The organism is Kitasatospora sp. NPDC058406, from assembly GCF_042722765.1.
Classification (GTDB): Bacteria; Actinomycetota; Actinomycetes; order Streptomycetales; family Streptomycetaceae; genus Kitasatospora.
On record NZ_JBHXKE010000006.1, the window covers coordinates 42,762 to 69,624 of the forward strand.

Here is a 26,863-nt window from a genome sequence, read left to right on the forward strand (position 1 = left end):
CGAACCCCTGTGAGTGGTGAGAGTACGAGTTTCATCCTCGGTGCCGTGCTGCTGGTGGTGCTCGGCTGGCTGGCCGCGTGCGCCGAGGCGGGCATCTCCCGGGTCTCCCGGTTCCGCGCGGAGGAGGCCGTCCGGTCCGGCCGGAAGGGGTCGGCCCGGCTGCTGGCCCTGGCGTCGGACCCGATCCGCTACCTCAACCTGGCGACCCTGATCCGGGTCGCCAGCGAGATGGCGGCGGCCGTCCTGGTCACCGTGGTCTGCGTGCGCAGCCTGGACTCGACCTGGCAGGCCGTGCTGCTGGCCTTCGGGGTGATGGTGCTGGTGTCGTTCGTCGCGGTCGGCGTCTCGCCGCGCACGATCGGGCGCCAGCACCCGCTCAGCACCGCGACGGCCGCGTCCTTCGTGCTGCTGCCGCTGGCCCGGATCCTCGGTCCGATCCCACGGCTGCTGATCCTGCTCGGCAACGCGCTCACCCCCGGCAAGGGGTACAAGGAGGGGCCGTTCGCCTCCGAGGCCGAGCTGCGGGCGCTGGTCGACCTCGCCGAGAAGAACGACGTCATCGAGGACGACGAGCGCCGGATGGTGCACTCGGTCTTCGAGCTGGGCGACACCATCGTCCGCGAGGTGATGGTGCCGCGGACCGACCTGGTGATGATCGAGCGGCACAAGACCGTCCGGCAGGCGCTCACCCTGGCGTTGCGCTCGGGCTTCTCGCGGATCCCGGTGGTCGGCGACAACGAGGACGACGTGGTCGGCATCGTCTACCTCAAGGACCTGGTGCGGCGCACCCACATCAACCGGGACTCCGAGTCCGACGAGGTGGGTGCGGTGCTGCGGCCGGCCGTCTTCGTGCCGGACTCCAAGCCGGCCGCCGACCTGCTGCGCGAGATGCAGCAGATGCGCTCGCACGTGGCGATCGTGATCGACGAGTACGGCGGTACCGCCGGGCTGGTCACCATCGAGGACGTCCTGGAGGAGATCGTCGGTGAGATCACCGACGAGTACGACCGGGAGATCGCGCCGGTCGAGGACCTCGGGGACGGCTCGTACCGGATCACGGCGCGGCTGCTGGTCGAGGACCTGGGCGATCTGTTCGGGATCGAGCTGGAGGACGAGGACGTCGAGACCGTCGGCGGCCTGCTCGCCAAGCACCTGGGACGGGTGCCGATCCCGGGTTCGTCCTGCGAGATCCCGGTGCCGGAGGAGATCCCGGGCGGGCTGACCGCGATCCGGCTGACCGCGGAGAGCTCGGCGGGCCGCCGCAACCGGATCGGCTCCGTGGTGGTCGCGCCGGTCAGGGCGCAGGCCGACGCGGCGCAGGCGGCCGGCGAGTAGCGCTCCCGTCCTCCGGGGGCGACGATTGGGGGTATGACTCACCAACTTCGCGCGGAGTACGGCCCGCAGGGGACGGCGGGCGGGGTCAAGGTCTGGCACGTGGTGCGGGACGGGGACCCGGCCACCGCCCTGTGCGGGCGCACCATGCCCGCCGACGCCGAGACACGGCCGGAACAGGAGTGGGGGACCGGGCTCCGGTGCTGCCAGCAGTGCGGCTCGCTGTACATGCACGAGGTGCCGCACATGCACGGAAGCCACCCCTACGCCTAGGCGGAGGTAGCCATGAAGCTGCAAGACGAACTGCCGGTGGACCACAAGCTCGCGACGGTCTGGCGGATCGGGGCGGGGCTCGGCGGGATCTTCCTGATCGTGTTCGGCTGCCTCGGGCTGGCCGACCATCCGGGCTTCCTGTCCACCAGCGGTGACGGCATCGCGGGGATGTCGACCAACGGGGCGTTGAGCATCCTGTCCATCGTGGTGGGCGCGATCCTGGTCGGCGGCGCGGTCGTCGGCGGGAACTTCGCGTCCAACCTGAACATGGTGGTCGGCGTGCTGTTCGTGCTCTCCGGCTTCTACGGGCTGACGGTGCTCGGCCGGCCGGACGCCAACATCCTGAACTTCCGGATGTCGAACGTGCTCTTCGCGTTCGTCTTCGGGCTGGTGATCACCACGTTCGGCATGTACGGGCGGGTCAGCAGCCACCTGCCGCACGACAACCCGTACTGGCGCCGGCGGGCCGAGGACGAGGAGCCGCTGCCGTCCGGTCCCAAGACCTTCGTGAAGGTGCTGCGGCCGGGGCCGCCGAACCCGATCGGGCACTGATCCGGGGCCGTGGACGGGCGCCTATGCTCCTGGGCATGAGTGACATCGTCGAACTCGACCCCGAAGACAAGAAGATCATCACCCTGGCCCGCTCCGCCCGCGCCCGCAACGGCGTCGCGGAGGGGGCCGCGGTGCGTGACGAGACCGGCCGGACGTACGTGGCCGGGACGGTCGCCCTGGAGTCGCTGCGGCTCAGCGCGGTGCAGACGGCGGTGGCGATGGCGGTGGCCAGCGGCGCGAGGTCGCTGGAGGCCGCGGCCGTGGTGAGCGAGGCGGAGCAGCCCTCGGAGGCCGATCTGGCCGCGGTCCGGGACCTCGGCGGCGCCGGGACGCCGCTGCTGCTGGCGGGGCCGGACGGGACGCTGCGGGCCTCGGTCGAGGCGCGCTGAGCGGTGCACCGGACGCGGCCGCGGGGGCGGCCGATCGACGCCGCTCCGGCGCCGTCCGGCCGGCGGTGCGCGGTCCGGTCCGCGGTTCGGTCCGCAGTCCGGGCGTAGTCCGCTCCGGGCGCTCGGGGAGGCGGCCCCCGGGCGCCCTGCCGTATCGGTTCAGCGGATAATCTCACCGGGGAGTTGTTGCGGTGAGGGGGCTTACCGATGGGGCCGTTCGCGTTCTTCGCGGGACTGCTGCTGGGCGTGATGGGGATGGGCAAATGGCAGGAGACCGGCTCGCCGTTCTGGCTCTGGGGTTCGGTCTCGTTCCTGCTGATCGTGCTGGTCTGGGGCCTCGCCTCGGTCCTCGGAGGGGGGAAGAAGTGACCGCCCGGGGCGGCCCGGTCCGTCCCGCTCCCCGTGATCAGGGAGAATGGGGCGCATGAGTGCCCCTTCCTCCTCGTACCGCTCCGGCTTCGCGTGCTTCGTCGGCAGGCCCAACGCGGGCAAGTCGACCCTGACCAACGCCCTGGTGGGGACGAAGGTCGCGATCACCTCCGACCGTCCGCAGACCACCCGGCACACCGTGCGCGGCATCGTGCACCGTCCCGAGGCCCAGCTCGTCCTGGTCGACACCCCCGGCCTGCACAAGCCGCGCACCCTGCTCGGCGAGCGTCTGAACGACCTGGTCCGCTCCACCTGGGCCGAGGTCGACGTGATCGGCTTCTGCCTTCCCGCCGACCAGAAGCTCGGCCCCGGTGACAAGTTCATCGTCAAGGAGCTCGCCGAGCTCAAGAAGACCCCCAAGGTCGCCATCGTCACCAAGACCGACCTGGTCGACTCCAAGCGGCTGGCCGAACAGCTGATCGCCGTCCACCAGCTCGGTGCCGAGCTGGGCTTCGAGTGGGCCGAGATCATCCCGGTGTCCGCCGTGGGCGACAAGCAGGTCGACCTGGTCGCCGAGCTGATCACCAAGCTGCTCCCGGAGGGCATGCCGCTCTACCCGGACGGCGACCTCACCGACGAGCCCGAGCAGATCATGGTCGCCGAGCTGATCCGCGAGGCGGCCCTGGAGGGCGTCCGGGACGAGCTGCCGCACTCGCTGGCGGTCGTCGTCGAGGAGATGCTGCCGCGCGAGGGCCGGCCGGCGGACCGTCCGCTGCTGGACATCCACGCCAACGTCTACATCGAGCGCCAGAGCCAGAAGGCGATCGTGATCGGGGCCAAGGGCGCGCGGCTCAAGCACGTCGGCACCACGGCCCGCAAGCACATCGAGGCGCTGCTCGGCACGCCGGTCTTCCTGGACCTGCACGTCAAGGTGGCCAAGGACTGGCAGCGCGACCCGAAGCAGCTGCGTAAGCTGGGCTTCTGAGCAGTCCGGACCAGCGGGGGCCGGACCGGACGGCAGGGGGCGGGAATTGAAGCTGCACACCTGTGAGTGGGGCTCGGGGGACCGGCTCGCCCTGCTGGTCCACGGGATCATGTCCGACCACCGCAGCTGGCGGTCGGTCGGTCCGGCGCTCGCCGCGCGCGGCTACCGGGTGATCGCCGTGGACCTCCGCGGCCACGGTGCCAGCCCGCGCGGCGAGGGCGCCACCCCGACCGACCGGTACGCGCCCGAGCGGCTGGCCGAGGACCTGGTGGACACCCTGCCGACCGGCGCGGAGCTCGCCGTCGGTCACTCGCTCGGCGGCCTGGCCCTGCTGCAGGCGGTCGAGCGGCTCCGACCCGCCCGGGCGGTCTACTCCGACCCGGCCTGGTGCTTCGCCCAGTCCGACCTGTTCGACCCGGGCGTCTTCACCCACTTCAAGCGGGCGACCCGGGAGCAGATCGCCGCGCTCGCCCCGCGCTGGGACGCGGCCGACGTGGACGTCGAAGTGGCGACGCTGGCCGCCTGGGACCCGGACAGCGCGCTGGGGCTCGCGGGCTTCTACGCGCAGGCGGTCCTGCCCGGCGCCCCCGCGGTGCCGTCGCTGCTCCAGCTCCCCGACCGGAGCTTCCTGACCGGGCCCGAGGACGCCGAGCGGCTGCGCGGCGTCGGGTACGAGGTCCGGAGGGTGCCCGGCGCCGGGCACACCATCCACCGTGACGACCTCACGGGCTTCCTGGCCTCGCTCGACGGCTGGCTCTGACCGGCGCGCGCCCCCGTACGGGGGCGCGGGCGGACGGGAGTGCTGCCGCCGCTGCGGGCCGTCCGGATGCCGCGCCGGTGCCCGGGGCCGGGCCCCGGCGCCCGGGGAGTGGCCCCGGGCACGCGGGCAGCGCTACGCGCCCTCGCGCAGCACCAGGGAGACCAGCTCGCGCTGCGACTCGGTGAGTTTCGGGTCGGCGCAGTGCACCGTCCGCCCGTCGACGGTGATCTCGTAGTGGAAGCCGTCGGGCACGCCGTACGAGGGGGACCGCAGCCCGCCCGCGACGGCCTCGCGGGCGAGTGCGTGCACATGCGGGGCGTCCGTCCGCTCGGTGGTGTCTAGCTCCGCGTGGCGGACGAGTCCCGCGAAGCCGCCGGTCCGGGTCACCTGGATGCGCATGGTGTCCATGGTGCTACCCGGGGAAGCCGTTTGCCGGGGTTTTCCCGGACCTTGACTTAAGCGCGGCTCAACCCGGACTGATGCCCACCTTCGCCCAGGCCGCGGTCACCGTGTCCGCCACCTCCGGTTCCGGGTAGCGGGCCGCGGCCGCGGCCACGGTGGACCGGGCGAAGGCGGTGAAGTCGGCGTCGGGGGGCAGCCGGCGGCCGGTGAGCGCGTCGTACCAGATCCGCCCCGCGCGTTCCCAGGCCGGACCGCCGAGTGCGGTGGCCAGCAGGTAGAAGGCGTGGTTGGGGATGCCCGAGTTGATGTGCACGCCGCCGTTGTCCCGGGTGGTGTGCACGTAGTCGCGCAGATGGGCGGGCTGCGGGTCCTTGCCGAGCCGGGGGTCGTCGTAGGCGGTCCCGGGCGCCTTCATCGAGCGCAGCGCGACCCCCTGCACGCCGGGGGCGAGCAGTCCGGCGCCGATCAGCCAGTCCGCGTCGGCGGCGTCCTGCCGCAGCGCGTACTGCTTGACCAACGAGCCGAAGACGTCCGAGACCGACTCGTTGAGCGCGCCGGACTGCCCCCGGTACTCCAGGCCGGCGGTGAACTGCGTGACACCGTGGGCGAGTTCGTGGCCGATGACGTCGATGCAGGCGGTGAAGTCGCCGAACACCTCGCCGTCGCCGTCGCCGAAGACCATCCGGTGGCCGTCCCAGAAGGCGTTGTCGTAGTCCCGGCCGTAGTGCACGGTGGCGTCGAGGCGCAGACCCTGGTCGTCGACGGAGTGCCGCCCGTACACGTCGGAGAACAGCGCGTAGGTGGCGCCGAGGCCGTCGTAGGCGTGGTTGACGGACTGGTCGGGGAGGGCCGGATCGCCCTCCCGCCGGACGACCCGGCCGGGCAGGCGCTCGCGGTGTCCGGCGTCCGAGATCACCCGCTCCAGACGGTCGGCGGCGGGCTGGCGGGGGACGGCGGTGAGCCGCGTGGTGCGGTGGACGGCGTCCAGGGCGAGGGAGCGGGTGGCGGGGGCGTGACCGTCCTCGGCGAGGCGGTCCAGGACGTACGGCGGAACGATCGCACAGAGCGGCGGTTCGGCTGTCATGTGGCCAAGCGTGAGGCATTGATGACGTGTTGTCACCGGCGCGGACGGAACCGTGCGCCGTCTCAAGGGGTGGAATGTCCGCCCGGCTCACTTCGGGGGCGTGCGGCCCTGGGTTACGCTGGGGACCATCATGCGCAATGGGCTGCTTCTTCTTAGCTGCCGCGTCGAGGGCCTGTAGTCCACCAAGGGCCGGCTCCCTCGCCGCGGGGACTGTGCTGCGCGCTGAATCGGGCGACCGTACGACGGGTCGCGAGCGGCAGCAGGCCGGCCGAGTCGGGTGACCGTCCCACCCCGACCAGCCCCGCATCACCACAGGAAGCCGAGACTCACCTCCATGACCGAGCAGAGCTCCGCCGTGTCCGTCACCGCCGGTCGCGCGTTCGTCGACCGCCCCACCCCGATCACCGCCGGGTCCGTACGCCAGCAGCCGTCCGGCATGCGGTACGGCCGGTACCTGCCGTTCGGCACCGTCGACCTGCCGGACCGCACCTGGCCGTCGAAGGTGATCACCAAGGCGCCGCGCTGGCTCTCCACCGACCTGCGGGACGGCAACCAGGCGCTGATCGACCCGATGTCCCCGGCCCGCAAGCGGCAGATGTTCGACCTGCTGGTCCGGATGGGCTACAAGGAGATCGAGGTCGGGTTCCCCTCCTCGGGGGCCACCGACCACGCGTTCGTCCGCTCGCTGATCGAGGAGGGGGCGATCCCCGCGGACGTCACCATCTCGGTGCTGACGCAGGCCCGCGAGGAGCTGATCGAGAAGACCGTCGAGTCGCTGGTCGGGGCCCCGCGCGCGACCGTCCACCTGTACAACGCGACCGCGCCGCTGTTCCGCCGGGTGGTGTTCCGCAACGACCGGGCCGCCACCAAGGCGATCGCCGTCGACGGCACCCGGCTGGTGATGGAGTACGCCGACAAGCTGCTGGGCGAGGACACCGTCTTCGGCTACCAGTACTCGCCGGAGATCTTCGTCGACACCGAGCTGGACTTCGCGCTGGAGGTCTGCGAGGCGGTGATGGACGTCTGGCAGCCCGGCGAGGGCCGCGAGATCATCCTGAACCTGCCGGCCACCATCGAGCGGGCCACCCCGAACGTCCAGGCCGACCAGTTCGAGTGGATGTCGCGCCACCTGTCGCGGCGCGAGTCCGTCTGTCTGTCGGTGCACCCGCACAACGACCGCGGTACCGCCGTCGCCTCCGCCGAGCTGGCCTACATGGCCGGTGCCGACCGGATCGAGGGCTGCCTGTTCGGGCAGGGCGAGCGGACCGGCAACGTCGACCTGGTCACCCTGGGCATGAACCTGTTCTCGCAGGGCGTCGACCCCGAGATCGACTTCTCCGACATCGACGAGGTCCGCCGCACCGCCGAGTACTGCAACCAGATGGAGGTGCACCCGCGCCACCCGTACGCCGGCGACCTGGTGTACACCTCCTTCTCGGGCTCGCACCAGGACGCCATCAAGAAGGGCTTCGACGCCCTGGAGGCGGACGCCGCGGCGGCCGGCGTGCCGGTCGGTGAGCACACCTGGGGCGTGCCGTACCTGCCGATCGACCCGAAGGACGTCGGCCGCACCTACGAGGCGGTCATCCGGGTCAACAGCCAGTCCGGCAAGGGCGGCGTGGCGTACGTCCTGAAGAACGACCACAAGCTGGACCTGCCGCGCCGGATGCAGATCGAGTTCTCCCGGATCATCCAGGCCAAGACCGACGCCGAGGGCGGCGAGGTCACCCCGGCCGCGATCTGGGCGGTCTTCGAGGACGAGTACCTGCCGACCACCGGCAACCCCTGGGGCCGCATCGCGCTGAGCGGCTCGCGCACCCTGACCACCGAGGACGGCCGGGACGCGCTGACCGCCGAGGCCGTGGTGGACGGCGTGCCGGTCCCCCTGTCCGGCACCGGCAACGGCCCGGTCTCCGCCTTCGCCGACGCGCTGGGGCAGATCGGCGTGGACGTCCGGGTGCTGGACTACGCCGAGCACGCGCTGAGCGAGGGCGGCGACGCCCAGGCCGCCGCGTACGTGGAGTGCGCGGTGGACGGCCGGGTGCTGTGGGGCGTGGGCATCGACGGCAACACCGTGCTGGCCTCGCTGAAGGCGATGATCAGCGCCGTCAACCGGGCGCAGCGCGGGTAGTTCGTACGGGTGGTGGCTGCCGGGCCGTCCTGCGGGGCGGCCCGGCGGCGTTCGCGGTGGTGTTCGCGGAGGCCGGGGCGGGGCTGCGGGCGGCCCGGTCTGGCAGGTTGTGGCCTGCGCCACATTTTTTCGGTGATCGAGCCGTTCGAGGTACTGACACGTGTCGGCAACCGTGGCAACATCGACCCACCGGTAAGCCGGGTCGGTGGGACGGCCCGGTGGCCGGTCGCGTGACCTGCCCATTGTTGTGCAGGCCGCCTGCCATGTCTGGGGAGTGGCGCCGTGACAGGGATGTGGGGTGTTCGCCCGAGGTGGCGGACTGACGTTCTCGGTGACTTCTACTGTCCGGGCTGCGGCGGCGACCGCAACTACCGCCGGCAGCACGGCCGGCGGTGGCTGCGGTTGTTGGGGACCCCGGTGCTTCCGCTCGGTCCGGTGGTCGGCAGCGTGCAGTGCACCAGCTGCCACGGCCGGTTCGGCGTGGAGAGCCTGGAGCAGCCCACCTGCGTGCGTCTGGGCGGGATGCTGCGCGACGCGCAGTACACCGTGGCGCTCGTCATGCTGGCGGCCGGCGGAACCGCGCACCGCGCGGCCCGCGAGGCGGCCTGCGCGGCCGTCCGGGACGCCGGCTTCGAGGACTGCGGGGAGGCCCAGGTGCTGGCCGCCCTGGCCGCGCTCTCCGGCCTCGGCGGGGAGCTGTACGAGGCCCACGAGGTGGGGGGAGCCCCCGGCGACAGGTTGGACGATTCCGGCGGCCTGGCCGTGGAACTGCACGCCGTGCTCGAACCGCTCGCCCCGCACCTGGCCCACCAGGGCCGTGAACGGCTGCTGCTCCAGGGCGCGGCGATCGCGCTGGCCGACGGCCGCTACCGGCCGCAGGAGCGGGACGCGCTGGCCGCCGTCGGGCGCTGTCTGGACCTGCCGCAGGCGCGGGTCGGGGTGCTGCTGGAAGCGGCGACCCGCACCTCGCACTAGACCCGCACCTCGCACTAGACCCGGACCTCGCACTAGACCCGGACCCGACCGCCCTCCCGTCCGTCCTCTCCCGCGTCCGGCCCGCCCTCGGGTCCGTGTTCTCCCGCCCGCGCCTTCCCGTCCCCGCCCTTCCGTCCGCACCACCTGGCCGTGAGGAACGACTCCGGCCGACCCCGGACCCCCACAAACCGGGCCCTACCCCCCCAGGGCCCGCCGTGACCCGCACCGATCGGGCGTCCCCCCACGGCCCCGGTGCGGGCACACGGCTGTCCCCGCCGGTGGGGGAGAATGGTGGGATGTCCACACTGTTCGACGGCCGCGGCGAGGCGGTGGCATGAGCCTGTTCCGGGACGACGGCGTGGTGCTCCGGGCACAGAAGCTCGGCGAGGCCGACCGGATCATCACCCTGCTCACCCGCCACCACGGCAAGGTCCGCGCGGTGGCGCGCGGGGTGCGCAAGACCAAGTCCAAGTTCGGTGCGCGCCTGGAGCCGTTCTCGCACGTGGACGTGCAGTTCTTCAGCCGGGGGAGCGACCTGATCGGCCGCGGGCTGCCGCTCTGCACCCAGGTGGAGACGATCGCCCCGTACGGCGGCTCTATCGTCACCGACTACGGCCGCTACACCGCCGGCACCGCGATGCTGGAGACGGCGGAGCGGTTCGCCGAGAACGAGGGCCAGCCGGCCGTCCAGCAGTACCTCCTCCTGGTCGGCGGGCTGCGCACGCTGGCCGCCGGGCTGCACGAGTCGCACCTGGTGCTGGACGCCTTCCTGCTGCGCTCGCTGGCGGTCAACGGGTACGGCGCGACCTTCGACGACTGTGCCAAGTGCGGCCTGGAGGGCCCCAACCGGTTCTTCTCGCTCCAGGCGGGCGGGGTGCTCTGCCCGGACTGCCGGGTGCCCGGATGTGCCGTACCCTCCCCTGAGACACTGGTACTGCTCGGGGCACTGCTGTCAGGGGACTGGCAGACGGCCGACGCCTGCGAGCCGAGGTACTGGCGGGAGGGCAGCGGCCTGGTCGCGGCCTACCTGCAGTGGCACCTGGAGCGGGGCATCCGCTCGATGAGATACGTGGAGAAGTGAGCACATGGCAGCGCGACGGCTCTTCGGTGGAGGCGAAAGCAGCTGGGGGTCCCCCCGGCCGAAGGCCGGGGGCGAGTACCTCCCCCCGACCCCGCACCCCAGCGGCGCCCGGCCCCCGCAGATCCCCGCCGAGCTGGTCCCCCACCACGTCGCGATCGTCATGGACGGCAACGGCCGCTGGGCCAAGGAACGCGGGCTGCCGCGCACCGAGGGCCACAAGGTCGGCGAGGCCGTGGTGCTGGACGTCCTCAAGGGCGCGATCGAGCTCGGCGTGAAGAACATCTCGCTGTACGCGTTCTCCACCGAGAACTGGAAGCGCTCGCCCGACGAGGTGAAGTTCCTGATGAACTTCAACCGGGACGTCATCCACCGCCGCCGGGACGAGATGGACGCGATGGGCGTGCGGGTCCGCTGGGCCGGCCGGATGCCGAAGCTGTGGAAGAGCGTCGTCCAGGAGCTCCAGGTCGCCGAGGAGCAGACCAGGGACAACGACGCCGTCACGCTGTACATGTGCGTCAACTACGGTGGCCGGGCCGAGATCGCGGACGCCGCGGCGGCCCTCGCGGCCGATGTCGCGGCCGGGAAGCTGGACCCGAAGAAGGTCAACGAGAAGACCCTCGGCAAGTACCTGTACCACCCGGACATGCCGGACGTGGACCTCTTCCTGCGCCCCAGCGGCGAGCAGCGGACGTCGAACTTCCTGCTCTGGCAGTCGGCGTACGCCGAGTTCGTGTTCCAGGACGTGCTCTGGCCGGACTTCGACCGCCGGGACCTCTGGCGGGCCTGCGAGCAGTACGCGAGGCGTGACCGCCGGTTCGGCGGGGCGGTGCCGAACGAGGTCGAGGCCGGGCCCGAGCTGCCGGCGCAGCGCTGAGCCCGCAGCGTTGCGCCACGGCGGTGGTGGCCCGGTCCTCCCGGGCGTGCGGAAGGGCCCGTGGGACGGTTCCCACGGGCCCTTCCGCGTCGGCCGGTTCAGGCCTTCTTGGCGCACTCCGCGCAGGTGCCGAAGATCTCCAGGGTGTGTGCGATGTCACTGAACCCGTGCTCGGCGGCGACCGAGTTGGCCCAGCGTTCCACCGCCGGACCCTCGACCTCGACGGTGGCACCGCACTGGCGGCAGACCAGGTGGTGGTGGTGCCCGCTGCTGCACCGGCGGTACACGGCCTCGCCGTCGGCGGTGCGCAGCACGTCGACCTCGCCGGCGTCGGCGAGTGACTGCAGGGTCCGGTAGACGGTGGTCAGGCCGACCGAGTCACCCCGGTGCTTGAGCATGTCGTGGAGCTCCTGCGCGCTGCGGAAGTCCTCGATCTCGTCCAGGGCCGCCGAGACGGCGGCTCGCTGCCGGGTCGAGCGGGCACGCGGCGACGGGCCTGCGGTGGTCACCGTGGGTCCTCCTGGGGTGGTGGGCGTCTCGCACCTCATTGTGCCAGCCCCGCACTCGACGTCGGAGCGGTCGCGTCGGACCGGTCCGGGCCGGGCAGTTGGACGTCGCAGACCTGCGGCCCCGCGTCGGGGGTGTCCCGGTGCCTGCGCCTGGCCAGGGGTGCGGCGATCGCGCTGAACACGGCGAACACCGCGATGGCGAGCAGCACGATGGCCGGGCCGGAGGGCACGTCCAGGTGGTAGGAGCCGGTGACGCCGGCCAGCGCGACGAGCACGCCGACCGCGATCGAGCCGGCCTGGGTGGCGGCGAAGGACCGGGTGAGCTGCTGGGCCGCGACCACCGGGACCACCATCAGCGCGCTGACCAGCAGCAGGCCGACCACCCGCATGGCGACCGTGACGGTGACCGCCGCCATCACGGCGAGCAGCAGGTTGAGGAACCGCACCGGTACGCCGGTGACCTTGGCGAAGTCCTCGTCCTGGCAGATCGCGAAGAGCTGGCGGCGCAGGCCGAGGGTGACGGCGATGACGACGGCGCCGAGTGCGCCGATGGTGGCCAGGTCGGAGGGCGAGACGGTCAGGATGGAGCCCCAGAGGTAGCTCTCCAGCGAGCCGGCCCCGGCCTGGGCGGACTTGGAGACCAGCAGCTTCCCGCAGGCCATGCCGCCGTAGAAGAGCATCGCCAGGGCGATGTCGCCGCGCTGGTTGCCGCGGGAGCGGACCAGCTCCATGGTGACGGCGCCGAGCACGCAGACCAGGACGGCCATCCAGACCGGGCTGGTGTTGAAGATGAAGCCGAGGCCGACGCCGGTCATCGCGACGTGCCCCATGCCGTCGCCCAGCAGGGCCTGGCGCCGCTGGACCAGGTAGATGCCGACGGCGGGCGCGGTGATGCCGACCAGGACGGCGGCGAGCAGCGCCCGCTGCATGAAGTCGTAACTGAGCATCTCGGTCATGCCAGCAGTCCCCGGGTGTGGTGAAGATCGGCGTGCGGGTGGACGTGGTCGTGGCCGGGCAGGGCGTGCAGGCCGGTGTTGGGGACGGGCGGACCGTCGTGCGCGACGCAGCCGTCGCGGAGCACCACCGCGCGGTCGATCAGCGGCTCCAGCGGCCCGAGTTCGTGCAGCACGAGCAGCACGGCGGCGCCGCGGGCGACCTCGGTGCGCAGGGTGTCGGCGAGTACCTGCTGGCTGGCGGAGTCCACCCCGGCCATCGGCTCGTCCATGATCAGCAGGTCCGGGGTGCCGGCCAGGGCGCGGGCGATCAGCACCCGCTGCTGCTGGCCGCCGGAGAGGTCGGCGACGCCGTCCCGGGCCCGGTCCAGCATGCCGACGGCGGCCAGGGCGCGGTCGACGGCGGCGCGGTCCCGGCGCCGGAACGGCAGCAGGCGGTGCAGCGGCAGCCGCCCGGTGGAGACGACCTCCCGGACGGTGGCCGGGACACCGGAGGCGGCCGTGGTGCGCTGCGGCACGTACCCGATGCGGTGCCAGGAGCGGAACCGGGCGAACGGGGTGCCGAACAGCTCCAGCCCGCCGCGCTCCAGCGGGACGGCGCCGGTGACGGCCTTGACGGTGGTGGACTTGCCGGAGCCGTTGGCGCCGAGCAGCGCGACGACCTCACCGGGGCGGACGGTGAGGTCGACGCCGCGCAGCACCGGCCGGCCGCCGCGCGAGGCGACGGCGTCGTGGAGGCGGACGGCCGGGGGTGTCGGGGAGGTCATGGCGTGGTGTCGTCCCGTCAGCTAGCGGCGCTGGTGGTCGCGCCGAGGGCGGCCTGGAGGTTGGTGAGGTTCTGCTTCATGACCGTGAGGTAGGTGTCCTTGGCCGGGTCCTTGACGCCCTCCAGCGGGTCCAGGACGGCGGTCTTGAGGCCGAGGTCCTTGGCGACGGTGTCGGCGAGCTTGGGGCTGACCAGGGTTTCGAAGAAGATCGTGGTGACGCCGTTCTCCTTGGCGGCCTTCTGCACGTCGGCGAGGCGGGCCGGGGTGGGCTCGGACTCCGGGTCCACGCCGTTGATGGCGACCTGGGTGAGGCCGTAGTGCTCGGCGAGGTAGCCGAAGGCGGCGTGGCTGGTGACGAAGGTGCGGGTCCTGACGTCCTTGAGGCCGTCCCGGAACTCCTGGTCCAGGGTGGTCAGCCGGCCGACCAGCTCGTCGGTGTTCTTCTGGTAGTCGGCGGCGTGGGCCGGGTCGGCCTTGGCCAGTTCGGCGCCGACGCTCTTGGCGACCGCCGCGTAGCGGGTCGGGTCGAGCCAGATGTGCGGGTCGCCCGCGGCCTCGTCGTGGTCGTGGCCGTCGCCCTCGGAGTGGCCCTCCGCCAGGTGGTGGTCCTCCAGCGGGCTGGCGGCGGTGGCGTCGACCTTGTGCTTGGCGCCGGAGTCGGCGACCGCCTTGTCGACGGTGGGCTGGAGGCCCTTGAGGTAGACGACCGCGTCGGCCTTCTTGACGTTGGCGACCTGCTTGGCGGTGAGCTCCAGGTCGTGCGGCTCGACGCCGGCGGCGGTGAGGCCGGTGACCTTCACGTGCTCGCCGCCGATCTGGGTGGCGAGGAACTCCATGGGATAGAAGGACGCGACGACGTTCAGCTTGCCGTCCGAGCCCTGGGCGCTGCCGGTGCTGCCGCAGGCCGTCAGGGCGAGGGCGGCGGTGAGGGCGGTGGCGGTCAGGGCTATGGCACTGCGAGTACGTCGTCGGATCATCATGACAACCATTCTCAGATTAGATGGAAATGATTGTCAAATCACTCGGACGGGTGAACGGGTGGTGACGGTGGGTGGGCAGGTACCGGCGATACCGATTTGAACCCTGTACCCATATGGCCGGTAACCTGAGGTATTCGGGTACGCGCAACCAGCCGTGCCCTGACCGTGCCGTCCGTACTGAAGAGAGCACTGTGGCAGCCGACAAGATCGAGACGATCGTCAGCCTGAGCAAGCGCCGTGGCTTCGTCTACCCCTGCAGCGAGATCTACGGTGGCACGCGTGCCGCCTGGGACTACGGGCCGCTGGGCGTGGAGCTCAAGGAGAACATCAAGCGCCAGTGGTGGCGTGCGATGGTCCAGGCCCGTGAGGACGTCGTCGGACTCGACTCGTCGGTGATCCTGGCCCGCGAGGTCTGGGAGGCCTCCGGCCACGTCGCCACCTTCAACGACCCGCTGACCGAGTGCCTCTCCTGCCACAAGCGCCACCGGGCCGACCACCTGGAGGAGAAGTACGAGGCCAAGCACGGCTTCCCGCCGCCGAACGGCCTCCAGGACGTCAACTGCCCCGACTGCGGCGTCAAGGGCCAGTTCACCGCGCCCAAGGACTTCTCGGGCATGCTGAAGACCCACCTCGGTGTCACCGAGGAGGCGAGCGGCCTGGCCTACCTGCGCCCGGAGACCGCCCAGGGCATCTTCACCAACTTCAAGGCCGTCCAGACCACCTCGCGCAAGAAGCCGCCGTTCGGCATCGCCCAGGTCGGCAAGAGCTTCCGCAACGAGATCACCCCCGGCAACTTCATCTTCCGGACCCGCGAGTTCGAGCAGATGGAGATGGAGTTCTTCGTCAAGCCGGGCGAGGACGAGCAGTGGCACGAGTACTGGCTCCAGCAGCGCTGGGACTGGTACGTCGACCTCGGTCTGCGCACCGACAACATGCGCCTGTTCGACCACCCGAAGGAGAAGCTCTCCCACTACGCCAAGCGCACGGTGGACATCGAGTACCGCTTCAACTTCGGCGGTACCGAGTTCTCCGAGCTGGAGGGCATCGCCAACCGCACCGACTACGACCTGACGGTGCACAGCGAGGCCTCCGGCCAGGACCTCAAGTACTTCGACCAGGAGTCCGGCGAGCGGTACTTCCCGTTCGTCATCGAGCCGGCGGCCGGCCTCAACCGCGCCATGCTGGCCTTCCTGATCGACGCCTACTTCGAGGACGAGGCGCCGAACGCCAAGGGCGTCCTGGAGAAGCGCGTCGGCATGCGGCTCGACCCGCGGCTGGCCCCGGTCAAGGTCGCGGTGCTGCCGCTGTCGCGCAACGCCGACCTCTCGCCGAAGGCCCGCGGCCTGGCCGCCGACCTGCGCACCGCGTGGAACGTCGAGTTCGACGACGCCGGCGCGATCGGCAAGCGGTACCGCCGCCAGGACGAGATCGGCACGCCGTTCTGCGTCACCGTCGACTTCGACACGCTTGAGGACAACGCGGTGACCGTGCGCGAGCGCGACACCATGGCGCAGGAGCGCGTCTCGCTGGACCAGGTGAAGTCGTACCTGGCGGCGCGGCTCATCGGCTGCTGACGTCCGACTGATGCCGGCCGTCGCCGGCCGTTCGTCGCGGGGAGCCCCCGTTCGCCTTCGGGCGGGCGGGGGCTCCCCGCGTGCGCCTGCGGCCGGCGACCTCGGGCGCCGTCCGGTCCCAGGCGCTGTCCGGACCCAGGGCCTGTCCGGTCCCAGGGCCCCGGCCGGGTCTAGCGGCGGCCCCAGCGGGAGCGGGGCGGCGGGGTCGGGGCGGTCGGCAGGCCCTCCGTGCGGAGGGCGGCGAGGGTGGCGCGGTGGCGGGCGGCGTCCGCGAGCAGTGTGGTCAACAGCTCGTCGTACAGCTGCCGGTGGCCGGCCGCGTGCAGCGCGGCGGCCAGCCCGACCAGTTCGGCCGGCGGGCGCAGCGCCGCCAGCTCGCCCAGCAACAGGCCGGGGAGCGGCGGGGCGAGAGCGGTGACGAGGCCCACCAGGTCGGCGGTGGGCCGGCCCGCGGCCTGGCGGAGCAGCGTCCGGGCGTCGGCGGCGCGGTCCGACCGGTGCAGGTGGACGGCCAGGGCGGCCAGTTCGGCGGGCGGGGCGGAGCCCCACTCCCAGAGCAGGGTGGCGCTGTCGGCGTGCTGTCCGGCGCGTTCCAGCGCGTTCAGCAGAGCGGGAAGCGCGGTGACCGGGTAGGACCAGAGGGTGTGGAAGAGCTCGGTGGCCTCCTCGGCCAGCCCGGCCTCGCGCAGTTCGGCCAGGGTGGTGGCAGCGTGCTCCGGAGCGCCCTGGGCCGCGCTCCGGGCGAGCTGGAGGGACGCGCCGGCCGAGCCGCGACGGGACAGCAGGGCGGCCAGACGGGCGGTGTCGTGCGGGGTGAGGCGGGTGGCGGCCCGGGCGAGCAGGTCGGCGGCCTCCCGGGAGGCCGCCTGCCGGGGTGGCGCGTGGTGGTGGGCCTGTTGGGGGGCGTGGCCGCCGGTGGCCTGCTGGTAGAGGCCGATGATGCGGTCGGCCAGGGTGGTGAGCTCGTCGGGGGAGCGGCGACGGGGCGGTTCGGCGGCCGGGGGCGGCGGGGGTGGGGACGTGGTTGCGGCGGGCCCAGGCACGGCTCCTGCCGGTCCGGCCTGCTCTGCGGGCCAGGTCGGTTCGGTCGGCCCTGCGGGTCCGGTCGGGTCCGTCGGCCCCTTGGCCTTCTGGGCCTGGGCGGTGAACCGGCCGAACCGTGCTCCGGTGGCGCGCGGCGGCGGGGGTGCGGGTGACATCGACGGGGCGGACGCCTCGTCGTACGCGCCCCCGCCGAACCGTGCCCCGGTGGGTTGGCGGGGCATCCGCAGGCGCGGAGCCGGTTGCCGCAGGTGATCCTCCAGGACCTTCAGCTGGTCGCTCAACTCCAGGCAGCGGGCCGCGAGTCCCTCGCGCAGCGTCCGCGCCTGGGCCAGCTGTCGCGTCAGCTCACCGTCCGGGTGCTGCCGTTCCGGCAGCGCCCGGACGGCCTCGAAGAGCCGGCGCTCGCGCTGGCCCGCGTACTGGCGGGCACGCAGTAACTCGTCCAGCTCGGCGCGGAGTTCCAGCGCGTCCTGCTCCGTGCCGCCGCCCGTGCCCGCGTCCGCGTGCGCGTTGGTGTCCGCCTCCGCGTCCGCGCCGGCGTCCGGGAAAGGGGGTTGTTCTGTGTGCCGTGTACGCATGATCACCGCAACCTGTCCAACTAGGCCCTGACTGCAAGTCATCCTGGCGTCGGTATACGGCGGCCGCGTTACGGCAGTGCGTCCAGAGGTTTGCGAGTGGAGTCCGGGAGCGCGGAGGGCGTGAGAAGGGCGAACTCCGCGGGGCGCGCGCCCCTCGGCGGGGCCGTGGCCCCGCCGTTCGGCACCGGTGCGCCCGCGCTCACCCGGCCAGCCGCTCCCGGGCCTCCATCAGTGCGAAGCCCAGCAGGTTCTGCCCGCGCCAGGCCGCCGGCTCCTGAGCCCGGGCGTCGTCGGCGGCGAGCCCGATGCCCCAGATCCGGTCCACCGGGCTGGCCTCCACCAGGACGCGTCGTCGGGTCGACAGCAGGTACCCGCGCAGCGCCTCGTCCTGGGCGAACTTGGCGACGTTGCCGCGCACCACCAGCTCGAACCGCCCGGCCGTCCAGGCCGCGTCGTCGAACCCCCTGACCTGCCGGCCGAGCTTCTTCGCCTCGGCCGGGCTCGCGGCCCCGAGGATCCGCGCCAGCATGCCCTCGTCCCCGAACATCCGCGCCTTGCCGGCCATCATCCAGTGCTCGGCGGTCGCGTACTCCACCCCGTCGACGGTGAACGGGTGCTCGGGCCACCACTGGCTCAGCACCCCGGGCCCGACGGACCCGTCCCGCTGCGCCCGGTGGCCCCAGAACATCAGCCACTTGGGCTGGACGCCGACGGCGACCAGGGCCGTCAGGTCGGCGCGGTTGCGGGTGTCGGCAGGATCGTCGACGAGTTCGTTGCTCATATCGTCATGCTGACACAAAGGGGCGCCCGGCAGCCACGGCTTTTCCGGTGACGGGGGCGGCGCGCGCTCCCCGTCACCGAGGAGGGAATCGGCTCGGGGGGCGGGGGGTTCACGGTTCGGTGGCGGTCGTCGCACACCGCGCCCGCGGTCCGCACCTCCGGGATCGCGCAACCTCGTCGCCCGACGTCATCGCAAGGAGCAGGCATGTCCGAGGAAGCCCCCGCCGTCCGTGAACTCCGTCTGGTGGTCACGGCGGCCGACTACGAGCAGGCGCTCCACTTCTACCGCGACGTGCTGGGCCTGCCCGAGCGCGGCGCCTTCTCCTCCCCGGACGGCCGGGTCACCATCCTCGAAGCCGGCCGCGCCACCCTGGAGATCGCCGACCCGGGGCACGCCGACTACATCGACGACGTCGAGGTCGGGCGGCGGGTGGCGGGCCACCTCCGGGTCGCGTTCCAGGTGGACGACGCGACGGCCACCACCGCCACGCTCGCCGCCGCCGGCGCCGAGGTGATCGCCGAGCCCGTCCGTACCCCCTGGAACTCCCTCAACTCCCGCCTGGAGGCCCCCGGCGCCCTCCAGCTGACCCTGTTCACCGAACTCGGCGAGTAGCTCCCGGGGCCGGGCCGTCGGAGGAGCCCGGCGCCGGCTCAGCCGGCGGCACCGGCCTCCTCCAGCCAGGTGAGCAGGTCGTCCGTCACGAGCTCGCCCTCCGTCTCGACGTTCTCGTCGATCGCGCCCAGACCGAGGCGGTACACGCGGGTGCGGTCGCGGCCGTGCCGGCGCATGAACAGTCCGGTGCCGCCGCTGTCGTCGCCGATCAGCACCCACTCGGGCGCGTAGCGGGCCACCTCGAACGTCTCGTTGCGCTCCCGGATGCCGTGCGGCCCGTACACGAGCACGCCGCTGTCGAGCAGTACGCCGGGGGTCGACCGCCACAGCCGGGCGATCGTGGGGTTGGGGCCGTCGCCGAGTCCGCGCGATCGCGCCTCGTGGACGGCCAGGAAGCCCGCGAAGGACTCCGCCTCCGGGTACTCCTCGCCGTCGAGGCCGTCCCGGCGGACCACCGGGAACTCGCCCGCCCCGGCCTCTCCCGTCCGGTCGAGGGCGAAGTGGTACTCGTTGCCGCCGTCGGGCTCGCCGGCGAAGCGGAGCCGGTCGGCGGACCGCCGCCAGGGCGCGCTGACGGCCTCGTGGACGTCCTCGGCGCATTCGGGCGGGACGACCGTCGCGATGTCCGCCCCGAGCGTCCGCCCCCGGCCGTACTCGGCGAGCCACCACCGGTAGGACGGCGGCAGTGCCGTCCCGATCCGTGCCTCGGCGTCGCGGAGCCATTGTTCCGGCGCGGGGCGGGTCGGCCTCCGTCCGAGTTCCGGTGAGTCCTCGACGAGTTCGCGCAGCAGGGTCAGGTCCGGTCGCAGGGCGCGTCGCATGGCGCCGAGTCTGCCAGGAGGGTGCGTCACCGGGCCCTGCCCCGACCCCCGGGTCTTGAGCACCGGGCCGTGAGCCCCGGGTCTTGAGCACCGGGCCTTGAGCGCCGGTCGCCGGTCGCCGGTCGCCGGCCGGGTGGGGCGGGGCCGCTACGCGGTCTTCTGGCGGGCCACCTCGTCGGTGCGCTGCCGAAGCCGGCGGACCACCCCGGGGCTGCCTGCGCGGGCGGCCAACGACGTGCCGAGCGCCCGGAAGTGCTCGTCGCCGCGGACGGAGCTGAGGGTGACGTAGTCGTCCAGGAACGCGTGCCACGTCGCGCACGCCGCCTCGACGTGGCCCAGCTCCGTCTGCCGCCGGGCGAGCAGCCCGTTGGCGTGCACCCGGCCCTGCTTCTCGTTGGCCGGACGGACCCGGTTGGAGATCTGAAGTTCCTGCACGGACCCGGCGAGGTCGCCGAGTTCGTACAGGACGTGCGCGACGTGGAAGTGGTAGGCGGCCTGGTCGTAGCCGCCGACCGCGTCGTTGCGGCCGTCCGCCCTGGCGAGCGCGGCCTCGGTCTCGGCCAGCCGCGCGAACGCCTGGCGCCGGTCCTTCACCATGGCCGCGCCGTGCGCCTGCTGGCCGGCGAGGAAGGCACGCAGGCGCGGCCCTGCCGCAGGGGCGGCCTCGGCGGCGGAGTCGGCGAGTTCCAGCGCCCTGGGACCGTAGCCGAGGTTCGACGCCTGCAGGGCCATGCCGCGCAGCGTGCGGCAGTAGGTGACGTGGTCCCGGGCCTCGCGGGCGAGCTTGAGCGCCTGGACGTAGTACTGCTGCCCGAGCCCGTGCGCCGTCTCGTACATGGCCATCCACCCGGTCAGGTAGGTGAGGTCGGCCGCTGCCGCCAGCAGGTCGGCCTTCACCTGCTCGCTGCCGGACGCCCGGAGCCACGGCCCGACCGAGTTGACCAGGAACGCCGCGGCCATCGGCCGGGCGTGGGCGGCGCCCAGTTCGTCGAGGATGCCGGCGATCCGGCCCGTCATCGCCCGTACGGTCTCCACCTCGCCCGGCCCGATCCGGACGGTGCGCCCGGCGCCGGTACGGGTGACCCGGTCGGCGGCGTCCGGGTCGTCGAACCCCGGCAGGGCGAGCGCGACGGAGTAGAGCCCGGCGGAGAGCACTCCCCGGCGGGACGGGTCCACGTCGGCCTTGCCGATCGACATCAGATCGGACAGCGTGCTGCCGCCCGGTGCGCCGCCGCCCTGCTGGACCGGATCGCCGAACCCGGTCTCCTCCGGGGTCACGGGGCGCCCGAGCCGGCGCGCGAACGCCTCCCGGACCACCTCGCGCACCTCCGCACGCGGGCGCGCGCCGGAGAGCCAGTGCGAGACGGACGACTTGTCGTAGGTGAGGCCGAGCCCCTGTTCCCCGCCGACCCGGTTCACCGCCCGGGCGAGCTGGTCGTTGCCCCAGCGGGCCTGGAGGAGGAGAGCGGCCAGTCCGGTGTTGGGTGTGCGCGGTCGTCTCGCCATCGCGATCCCCGTCCTTCGTTCAACCGGTTCAACGCTCCGACCAGCATCGCCGGTTCTCCCGTCCTGTGTACCCGCGTTGAATGGATGTCAGCCTCACGGGTGGCGGAGCGGTCGGAATCGCAAGGGACTTCGCAGAGACGGAGAGCAACAGTGATCACAAGCGGTACGCCTTGCGTGAGGGACGTCCCGCCGGACCCTGCCGCGGTCCCGGCGGCGCGCCGCCATGTCGCGGACACCGCCCGCGCCTGGGACCTGCCGCTGTCGGACGACGCCCTGGCGGACGTCGAACTGTGCGCGGGCGAGCTCATCGCCAACGCCGTCGAGCACGCGGGCGGTCGCTGCACCCTCACCGTCCGGTGGTCCTCCGCCCTCCTCCGCATCGAGGTCGCCGACACCTGCCCGACCCTCCGCCGGCCCGCCCCGGCCCCCGAGCCCGACCAGGACGCCACCGACGGACGCGGCCTCCTCCTGGTGGAGGCCCTGGCGGCGGCGTGGGGCTGGGAGCCCGCAGGCACCGGCAAGGTGGTCTGGTTCACCTACGCCCCCGACCTCCCGCTCCCCGGTCCGGCCCCCGCACCGGCTCCCCGCACCCTCGCCGCCCAACCGGCCTGACGGCCCCGCCCCTCCGGGCCTTCCCGCGAGCCGGTGCCTCCGCCGAGCCCGAGACGTCGGCGGGCGGGACGCGGCCGGAAAGAAAGTGGGGGCGGGGCAGAATCCTTTGACCGGCGGCGACTCTCCTATGAATGTCTTCGACGGACGGACGGACGTTCGGACAGGCGTCGGAGCAGGACTTGGGAGGTCGTCGTGGTCGTGGGAATCGCTGTCGGTGTCGTCGTGGTGCTGCTGTGCACGTGCAGCGTGGTCGTGCTGCGGAAGCGGGGGCGGGGCCGTGGCTGAGTCCGCCGCCTGGCCGGGGGAGGTACTGGTCCGCGCGGCGCAGCGGGGCGACGTTGATTCGCTCGCCGCGCTGGTGTCGGGTGCGCACCCGCACGTGCAGCGGTTCGCGCGGTCGCTCTGCGCCTCGCCGCAGGACGCCGAGGACGCGGCGCAGGAGGCGCTGATCATCCTGTACCGGAAGATCGGGATGCTGCGGGCGTCCGGTGCGCTCGCGTCGTGGACCTTCCGGATCGTCCGCAACGAGTGCCTGCGCCGGGCACGCACGCTGCTGCGGGACCGGCCGCAGGTGGAGGAGGCCGTCGCCGTGTCGGCCGAGGACGAGGTGTTGAACCGCCTGGAGGCCGGCCGGGTGGCGGCGGCGATCGCCGCGCTCCCGGACGACCAGCGGCGCGTCCTGGTCATGCGGGACGTTCAGGGTCTCAGCGGGCGGACGGTCGCCGATGCGCTGGGCCTGAGCGGCGCCGCGATGAAGTCGCGGCTGCACCGTGCCCGCGCGGCGGTCCGGCAGTCGTTGTGGGACGCTGCCCGGCCTCCTGCGGGAGGTGGCGATGACTGACCGTCCGGACTTCGCGAGCGCCTCGCTGCCCCGTCATCTGCTGCGCGGTGCGGTGGGTTTCGGCTCGCTGGTCGGCGCGTTCGCGCTGGTCCCGGTGGTCGGACCGGTCGCCCTGCTGCTCCTCCCGGTCGGTGTGCTCGCCCTGCGGGGCTGCCCGATGTGCTGGACGATCGGGCTGCTGGAGACCGTCTCGCGGGGCCGCTTGAAGCGCTCCTGCGCGGACGGGAGCTGCACGCTCACCTCCGGGCGACCGGGCTGAGCGCGGCGGTCGGAGAAAGCGGCGAGGAGAAGGGACGGCGAAGAGGAGGGACGGCGAAGAGGGGCGGCGCGGAGGAGGGCGGCGCGGCTTGGGTGGTCTCACAGCCGCGTGCCCGCCTCCGCCGAGGCAGGCGGGCACGCGGCTACGAGGCGCCGCCGAACCCGGTCGTCCACCGTCATCCGATGGAGCGGGGGAGACGGAGGGTGAGGCAGAGGATGGCGAAGGAGCCGAGGAGCTGGATGCCCAGGCAGAGGGCGAGGGCGCGGTCGAGGCCCAGCGTCGGGGAGAGGGCGAGGTAGAGGGTGCCGAGGGTGGCGACGCCGAGCGCCAGGCTGGACTGCTGGCTGGTGGCGAGGACGCCGCTGCCGACGCCGGCCCGGTCGGCGGGGACCTTGGAGAGGATGACGCGGAAGAGCGGGGTGCCGATCAGGCCCTGGCCGATGCCGGCGAGCGCGACGCCGGGGGCCATCCGGAGCGGGGAGAAGTGCGACCAGTCGGCGAGGACGGTCACGGCCAGGGTGGCGAGGCCGACCGCCTGGACGACGGCGCCGGCGGTGAGGACGCGGCTGCCGAAGCGGCCGATCAGACGAGGACCGGCGAGCGAGGCGGTGAAGTAGCCGACGGCCATCGGGACCAGCGCCCAGCCGGCCGCGACCGGGCCGAGGTGGAGGCCCTGCTGGAGGGCGACGGCGATGACGAACATGAAGCCGCCGAAGCCGCCGAAGTAGGGGAGGGCGATACCGAGGCCGCGCCGCATCTCGGGGATGCGCAGCAGGGTGGGCGGCACCAGCGGGGAGCCGCCGCGCCGCTCGGCCCGCAGCTCGACCAGGACGAACGCGGTGGCGAGGACGGGCGACAGCGCCAGCAGCAGCCAGGACCACAGCGGCCAACCGGCGGCGCGGTCCTCCATCAGGGGGACCAGCAGGGCGAGCATGGTGGCGGTGAGCAGGACGGTGCCGGCGATGTCGACCTTGGCGGCCTGCTCGGCCCGGCTCTCCGGGACGTAACGGAAGGCGAGGCCGACGGTGAGCAGGGCGAAGGGGACGTTCAGGAGGAAGACCGAGCGCCAGCCGGTGCCGAAGAGGTCGGCGGCGACCAGGATTCCGCCGAGGACCTGGCCGATCACCACCGAGATGCCCGCGACTGCGCCGTAGACGGAGAGTGCGCGGCCGCGCCGGGCGCCGTGGGTGGCGGCGGTGATCGTGCCGAGGACCTGGGGGACCAGCAGGGCGGCCGAGGCCCCCTGGGCGGCGCGGGCGGCGACCAGAGTCCAGGCACCGGGAGCGAGTCCGCAGGCGAGCGAGGTGACCGCGAAGGCCGCGGCACCGACGACGAAGAGGCGGCGACGACCGTAGATGTCGCCGAGCCGGCCGCCGAGGACCAGCAGCACGGCGAAGGCGATGCCGTACCCGGCCGCGACCAGTTCCAGGACGGCGGGGCCGGCGGCGAGGTCGTGGTCGATGGTCGGCAGGGCGACGTTGACGATGAAGAAGTCCAGCATCGGGAGGAATGCCCCGAGCAGGACGGTGACCAGTCCGGCGGTGCCGAGTGCGGAGTGGGCGGAGGAGGCGGTGGCCCTGGACACGGTGGCTGTGGAGACGGCGTCGGCCGGGGCGGCGGGGCGGGCGGATGCCGGGAGGGCGGTGGCGGTGGACTTGGCGACGGTGAGTTGTTGGGTCACGAGTCATACGATCCGACGCGCCGGACCCTGGTACCAGAGTGTGCTTATCCAGGTATAAGGAGTACCTGGCAACAGGATGGCGGGTGGCGCATGCTGGGGGGATGAGCCTGACGACTGCCGCCCCGACCGGTGCGGCCACCGGCGGTACGGCCGCCGCGAACACGGGCAAGGTACCTGCCGCCGATGCTCGCCGCCACGAGCTGGCGGCCTTCCTGCGCAGCCGTCGCGAGCGGATCGCCCCGGAGCAGGTGGGCCTGCCGATGACCGGCCGCCGCCGGACTCCGGGCCTGCGCCGCGAGGAGGTGGCGCAGCTCGCCGCGGTCGGGGTGACCTGGTACACGTGGCTGGAGCAGGGGCGGTCCATCCAGGTGTCCGTCCAGGTGCTGGACGCGGTGGCCCGGGCTCTGCTCCTCGATCCGAGCGAGCGGGCCCACCTGTTCGCGCTGGCCGGTGCCGAGGATCCGACGCCGGTGGTGGAGTGCCCGACCGTGACACCGGGCGTCCGGACGGCCCTGGACCAGTTGGCCCCCTACCCGGCCGCGGTGATCAACTCCCGCTACGACGTACTCGCCCACAACGCGCCGTACGCCGGGATCGTGGGCGACCTGGGCGCGCTGCCGCACGAGGACCGCAACCTGATGTGGCTGGCCTTCACCCCCTCGCGGTTCCGCGACGTGCTGGTCGACCACGAGTACGAGCGGGACGTCATGGTGGCCCGGTTCCGCTCGGGCATGGGCGAGCACACCTCCGAGCCCGCCTGGCGGACGCTGCTCTGCCGGCTCCGCAAGGCCTCTCCGGACTTCGACGCGGCCTGGCAGCGGCACGACGTCCTGCGGCCGGGCAACGGGCTGAAGCGCTTCCTCGTGCCGGAGGTCGGGCTGCTGAGCTACGAGTACACGAGCCTCTGGCTCGGCCCGGGCCAGGGACCGCGCATGGTCGTCTACACACCTCGGGACGAGGAGACCCGCGCGCTGACGGCCCGGCTCCCGACCCGGACGGCGGCGACCCGGACGGCGGCGACCAGGGCGGCGGTGGTCGGGACGCTTTGACCGGTCGGCGGCCCGCGCCCGTCCGAGGGCCAGACAGAGGGCGGCCAGCGGCAGTTCGACGCAGCCGGCCATCATCAGCGCGACGAGCGTCTCGTGGCCGGGGCCGGCGGTGGCGAGGTCGAGCAGGGCGTCGGTGGTGAGCAGCAGGGCCACCGCGGTCGCGGGCCGTGCGGCGGCCCGGCCGCGTTGGCGCAGCGAGGCGTCCAGCCTGAGCAGGGCGGCGAGTTCGAGCAGGTCGAGGACGACCCAGACCGTCTCGCCGGCGGCCACGAGCACGGCCAGCCAGGGCAGCAGCGCCAGCGCGGCGATCGCCGGTACCCGCTCGGCGCGGGCGCGGGTGCGGGCGCCGACGGCGAGGTGGAGGGACCACCGGGGCAGACCTCCCGGCCGGACGGGGAGGACGGCGCTCATCCGGCACCTCCGCACTCGGCGAGGGCGTCCGCCCCGGCCCGGTGGCGGACCCGCTCCAGTGGCCGTCGTTCGGACGCGGCGCCGTCCGCCGTCTCGACGAGCACGCCGCCGAACACCCCCTCGGCCCAGGCCAGCCACAACTGTCCGGCCACCGTGACCACCTCGGCCACCTCGACGACCGGGGCCGACCGCCCCGGCCGGCGCAGCAGTCGCCCGGCGGCCGGGGCGGCGGTGAACCCGACGGACGGCGCCGCGCCGCCGCGCGGCAGCCGCCCCCAGGCCAGCCCGTGCCGGACCCGGCGCCTGCCGCTGCCCGCGAACCGCCCGGCGCCGCCACGGCCGCCCGGCCCGGGGACCGTCCAGCACCGGGCGCCGCGCAGCAGCCCGGCGCCGAGCCGGGACGCGACGAGCACGTCCACCAACTCGCCGTACTCGTAGACCTCCAGGGCCGTCCGGCCACGGCTCCGGCCCGCCCGCACGCTGCGCACCGACCACGGCCCGGCCGGGCCGACGGGCACGCCCGGCAGGTCACCGGTCGGCCCGACCGGCAGCCGCCCCTCGGCGACGGCGGCCGCGGCGGAATGGGCCGGGCAGCAGACGGGGTACCCGTGTGGCGGGTGGGCGGAGTGCGGTGCGAGGCTCGTCATACCGACAAGCGTGGCGTCGGCGGGCGTCGCT

29 protein-coding genes are annotated in these 26,863 nt (G+C 73.2%); 17 read left to right on the forward strand and 12 right to left on the reverse strand.

What is annotated here, in order from left to right; genetic code table 11:
• Positions 1-9 precede the first annotated feature (9 nt).
• The 7 genes from ACFWOG_RS02545 (at position 10) to ACFWOG_RS02575 (ending at position 4,660) form a co-directional block, all read left to right on the forward strand.
• On the forward strand, positions 10-1,335 hold the full coding sequence (locus tag ACFWOG_RS02545; protein WP_329885186.1) for a hemolysin family protein: 1,326 nt from the start codon (positions 10-12) through the stop codon (positions 1,333-1,335).
• Positions 1,336-1,368: 33 nt separating this feature from the next.
• The gene (locus ACFWOG_RS02550) at positions 1,369-1,605 is read left to right on the forward strand and encodes a hypothetical protein (RefSeq protein ID WP_329885187.1); all 237 of its coding nucleotides are present in this window, start codon (positions 1,369-1,371) and stop codon (positions 1,603-1,605) included.
• Positions 1,606-1,617: 12 nt separating this feature from the next.
• On the forward strand, positions 1,618-2,157 hold the full coding sequence (locus ACFWOG_RS02555) for a DUF4383 domain-containing protein (RefSeq protein ID WP_329885188.1): 540 nt from the start codon (positions 1,618-1,620) through the stop codon (positions 2,155-2,157).
• 35 nt (positions 2,158-2,192) lie between these two features.
• Complete coding sequence (locus tag ACFWOG_RS02560; RefSeq protein WP_329885189.1) at positions 2,193-2,546, forward strand: cytidine deaminase; 354 nt, start codon at positions 2,193-2,195, stop codon at positions 2,544-2,546.
• A gap of 207 nt (positions 2,547-2,753) precedes the next feature.
• Complete coding sequence (locus ACFWOG_RS02565; RefSeq protein WP_329951505.1) at positions 2,754-2,915, forward strand: hypothetical protein; 162 nt, start codon at positions 2,754-2,756, stop codon at positions 2,913-2,915.
• 55 nt (positions 2,916-2,970) lie between these two features.
• Positions 2,971-3,900: a GTPase Era gene (gene era, locus ACFWOG_RS02570; protein WP_329885191.1), complete on the forward strand. Its 930-nt coding sequence runs from the start codon at positions 2,971-2,973 to the stop codon at positions 3,898-3,900.
• A gap of 46 nt (positions 3,901-3,946) precedes the next feature.
• Positions 3,947-4,660, forward strand: a complete 714-nt coding sequence (locus tag ACFWOG_RS02575; RefSeq protein ID WP_355402292.1) for an alpha/beta fold hydrolase — start codon at positions 3,947-3,949, stop codon at positions 4,658-4,660.
• Between the two features lie 132 nt (positions 4,661-4,792).
• Here the strand turns inward: ACFWOG_RS02575 and ACFWOG_RS02580 are convergent, their stop codons facing one another.
• Together ACFWOG_RS02580 and ACFWOG_RS02585 are read right to left on the reverse strand one after the other, a co-directional pair.
• Complete coding sequence (locus ACFWOG_RS02580) at positions 4,793-5,059, reverse strand: protealysin inhibitor emfourin (protein WP_329885193.1); 267 nt, start codon at positions 5,057-5,059, stop codon at positions 4,793-4,795.
• 67 nt (positions 5,060-5,126) lie between these two features.
• The gene (locus ACFWOG_RS02585; protein ID WP_380353972.1) at positions 5,127-6,146 is read right to left on the reverse strand and encodes a M4 family metallopeptidase; all 1,020 of its coding nucleotides are present in this window, start codon (positions 6,144-6,146) and stop codon (positions 5,127-5,129) included.
• Between the two features lie 334 nt (positions 6,147-6,480).
• Between ACFWOG_RS02585 and leuA the strand changes: the two genes are divergently transcribed.
• The 4 genes from leuA (at position 6,481) to ACFWOG_RS02605 (ending at position 11,207) form a co-directional block, all read left to right on the forward strand.
• Positions 6,481-8,277 carry a 2-isopropylmalate synthase gene (leuA, locus tag ACFWOG_RS02590; RefSeq protein ID WP_380353974.1) on the forward strand — a complete coding sequence of 599 codons (1,797 nt, stop codon included), beginning with the start codon at positions 6,481-6,483 and terminating at the stop codon, positions 8,275-8,277.
• Between the two features lie 435 nt (positions 8,278-8,712).
• Positions 8,713-9,252 carry a TerB family tellurite resistance protein gene (locus ACFWOG_RS02595; protein WP_355402299.1) on the forward strand — a complete coding sequence of 180 codons (540 nt, stop codon included), beginning with the start codon at positions 8,713-8,715 and terminating at the stop codon, positions 9,250-9,252.
• A 334-nt stretch (positions 9,253-9,586) separates the two neighbouring features.
• Positions 9,587-10,333 carry a DNA repair protein RecO gene (gene recO / locus ACFWOG_RS02600; RefSeq protein WP_329885196.1) on the forward strand — a complete coding sequence of 249 codons (747 nt, stop codon included), beginning with the start codon at positions 9,587-9,589 and terminating at the stop codon, positions 10,331-10,333.
• A 4-nt stretch (positions 10,334-10,337) separates the two neighbouring features.
• The gene (locus ACFWOG_RS02605) at positions 10,338-11,207 is read left to right on the forward strand and encodes an isoprenyl transferase (protein WP_329885197.1); all 870 of its coding nucleotides are present in this window, start codon (positions 10,338-10,340) and stop codon (positions 11,205-11,207) included.
• Positions 11,208-11,305: 98 nt separating this feature from the next.
• Here the strand turns inward: ACFWOG_RS02605 and ACFWOG_RS02610 are convergent, their stop codons facing one another.
• From ACFWOG_RS02610 to ACFWOG_RS02625, 4 genes are read right to left on the reverse strand one after another with little or no spacing between them, the layout of a single operon-like run.
• On the reverse strand, positions 11,306-11,716 hold the full coding sequence (locus ACFWOG_RS02610) for a Fur family transcriptional regulator (protein WP_327676752.1): 411 nt from the start codon (positions 11,714-11,716) through the stop codon (positions 11,306-11,308).
• A gap of 35 nt (positions 11,717-11,751) precedes the next feature.
• The gene (locus tag ACFWOG_RS02615; protein ID WP_355402302.1) at positions 11,752-12,672 is read right to left on the reverse strand and encodes a metal ABC transporter permease; all 921 of its coding nucleotides are present in this window, start codon (positions 12,670-12,672) and stop codon (positions 11,752-11,754) included.
• Positions 12,669-13,436 carry a metal ABC transporter ATP-binding protein gene (locus tag ACFWOG_RS02620; protein ID WP_329879026.1) on the reverse strand — a complete coding sequence of 256 codons (768 nt, stop codon included), beginning with the start codon at positions 13,434-13,436 and terminating at the stop codon, positions 12,669-12,671. The genes ACFWOG_RS02615 and ACFWOG_RS02620 overlap by 4 nt, the downstream gene beginning before the upstream one ends.
• 17 nt (positions 13,437-13,453) lie before the next feature.
• Positions 13,454-14,416 carry a metal ABC transporter substrate-binding protein gene (locus tag ACFWOG_RS02625; RefSeq protein WP_329951510.1) on the reverse strand — a complete coding sequence of 321 codons (963 nt, stop codon included), beginning with the start codon at positions 14,414-14,416 and terminating at the stop codon, positions 13,454-13,456.
• Positions 14,417-14,607: 191 nt separating this feature from the next.
• Here ACFWOG_RS02625 and ACFWOG_RS02630 point away from each other — a divergent pair, with 191 nt between their 5' ends.
• Complete coding sequence (locus tag ACFWOG_RS02630) at positions 14,608-15,990, forward strand: glycine--tRNA ligase (RefSeq protein ID WP_329879024.1); 1,383 nt, start codon at positions 14,608-14,610, stop codon at positions 15,988-15,990.
• Between the two features lie 170 nt (positions 15,991-16,160).
• Here the strand turns inward: ACFWOG_RS02630 and ACFWOG_RS02635 are convergent, their stop codons facing one another.
• The gene (locus tag ACFWOG_RS02635; RefSeq protein WP_380353981.1) at positions 16,161-17,612 is read right to left on the reverse strand and encodes a hypothetical protein; all 1,452 of its coding nucleotides are present in this window, start codon (positions 17,610-17,612) and stop codon (positions 16,161-16,163) included.
• Positions 17,613-17,811: 199 nt separating this feature from the next.
• Positions 17,812-18,393, reverse strand: a complete 582-nt coding sequence (locus ACFWOG_RS02640; RefSeq protein WP_355402307.1) for an NADAR family protein — start codon at positions 18,391-18,393, stop codon at positions 17,812-17,814.
• Between the two features lie 204 nt (positions 18,394-18,597).
• Between ACFWOG_RS02640 and ACFWOG_RS02645 the strand changes: the two genes are divergently transcribed.
• Positions 18,598-19,005 carry a VOC family protein gene (locus ACFWOG_RS02645; protein WP_329879021.1) on the forward strand — a complete coding sequence of 136 codons (408 nt, stop codon included), beginning with the start codon at positions 18,598-18,600 and terminating at the stop codon, positions 19,003-19,005.
• A gap of 38 nt (positions 19,006-19,043) precedes the next feature.
• Here ACFWOG_RS02645 and ACFWOG_RS02650 read toward each other — a convergent pair whose 3' ends face one another.
• Positions 19,044-19,826 (reverse strand): SMI1/KNR4 family protein, encoded by a 783-nt coding sequence (locus ACFWOG_RS02650; RefSeq protein WP_380353984.1) that lies wholly within the window; start codon positions 19,824-19,826, stop codon positions 19,044-19,046.
• A 147-nt stretch (positions 19,827-19,973) separates the two neighbouring features.
• Positions 19,974-21,332: a hypothetical protein gene (locus ACFWOG_RS02655; RefSeq protein WP_380353987.1), complete on the reverse strand. Its 1,359-nt coding sequence runs from the start codon at positions 21,330-21,332 to the stop codon at positions 19,974-19,976.
• A gap of 174 nt (positions 21,333-21,506) precedes the next feature.
• Between ACFWOG_RS02655 and ACFWOG_RS02660 the strand changes: the two genes are divergently transcribed.
• The 3 genes from ACFWOG_RS02660 to ACFWOG_RS02670 all read left to right on the forward strand — a co-directional run bounded on the left by ACFWOG_RS02660 (position 21,507) and on the right by ACFWOG_RS02670 (position 23,044).
• Positions 21,507-21,944 (forward strand): ATP-binding protein, encoded by a 438-nt coding sequence (locus ACFWOG_RS02660; RefSeq protein WP_329879018.1) that lies wholly within the window; start codon positions 21,507-21,509, stop codon positions 21,942-21,944.
• A 277-nt stretch (positions 21,945-22,221) separates the two neighbouring features.
• A complete protein-coding gene (locus tag ACFWOG_RS02665; RefSeq protein WP_355402316.1) occupies positions 22,222-22,785 on the forward strand; it encodes an RNA polymerase sigma factor in 564 nt (187 codons plus the stop codon).
• Positions 22,778-23,044 (forward strand): hypothetical protein, encoded by a 267-nt coding sequence (locus ACFWOG_RS02670; RefSeq protein ID WP_329951516.1) that lies wholly within the window; start codon positions 22,778-22,780, stop codon positions 23,042-23,044. Before ACFWOG_RS02665 ends, ACFWOG_RS02670 begins: the two co-directional genes overlap by 8 nt.
• A gap of 175 nt (positions 23,045-23,219) precedes the next feature.
• On the opposite strand, the gene ACFWOG_RS02675 is transcribed toward ACFWOG_RS02670, so the two are convergent.
• Positions 23,220-24,725, reverse strand: a complete 1,506-nt coding sequence (locus tag ACFWOG_RS02675; RefSeq protein WP_380353992.1) for an MFS transporter — start codon at positions 24,723-24,725, stop codon at positions 23,220-23,222.
• Between the two features lie 101 nt (positions 24,726-24,826).
• Between ACFWOG_RS02675 and ACFWOG_RS02680 the strand changes: the two genes are divergently transcribed.
• Complete coding sequence (locus ACFWOG_RS02680) at positions 24,827-25,774, forward strand: helix-turn-helix transcriptional regulator (protein ID WP_380353995.1); 948 nt, start codon at positions 24,827-24,829, stop codon at positions 25,772-25,774.
• Positions 25,775-26,181: 407 nt separating this feature from the next.
• Here ACFWOG_RS02680 and ACFWOG_RS02685 read toward each other — a convergent pair whose 3' ends face one another.
• On the reverse strand, positions 26,182-26,832 hold the full coding sequence (locus tag ACFWOG_RS02685; RefSeq protein WP_380353997.1) for a hypothetical protein: 651 nt from the start codon (positions 26,830-26,832) through the stop codon (positions 26,182-26,184).
• Between the last annotated feature and the right edge of the window lie 31 nt (positions 26,833-26,863).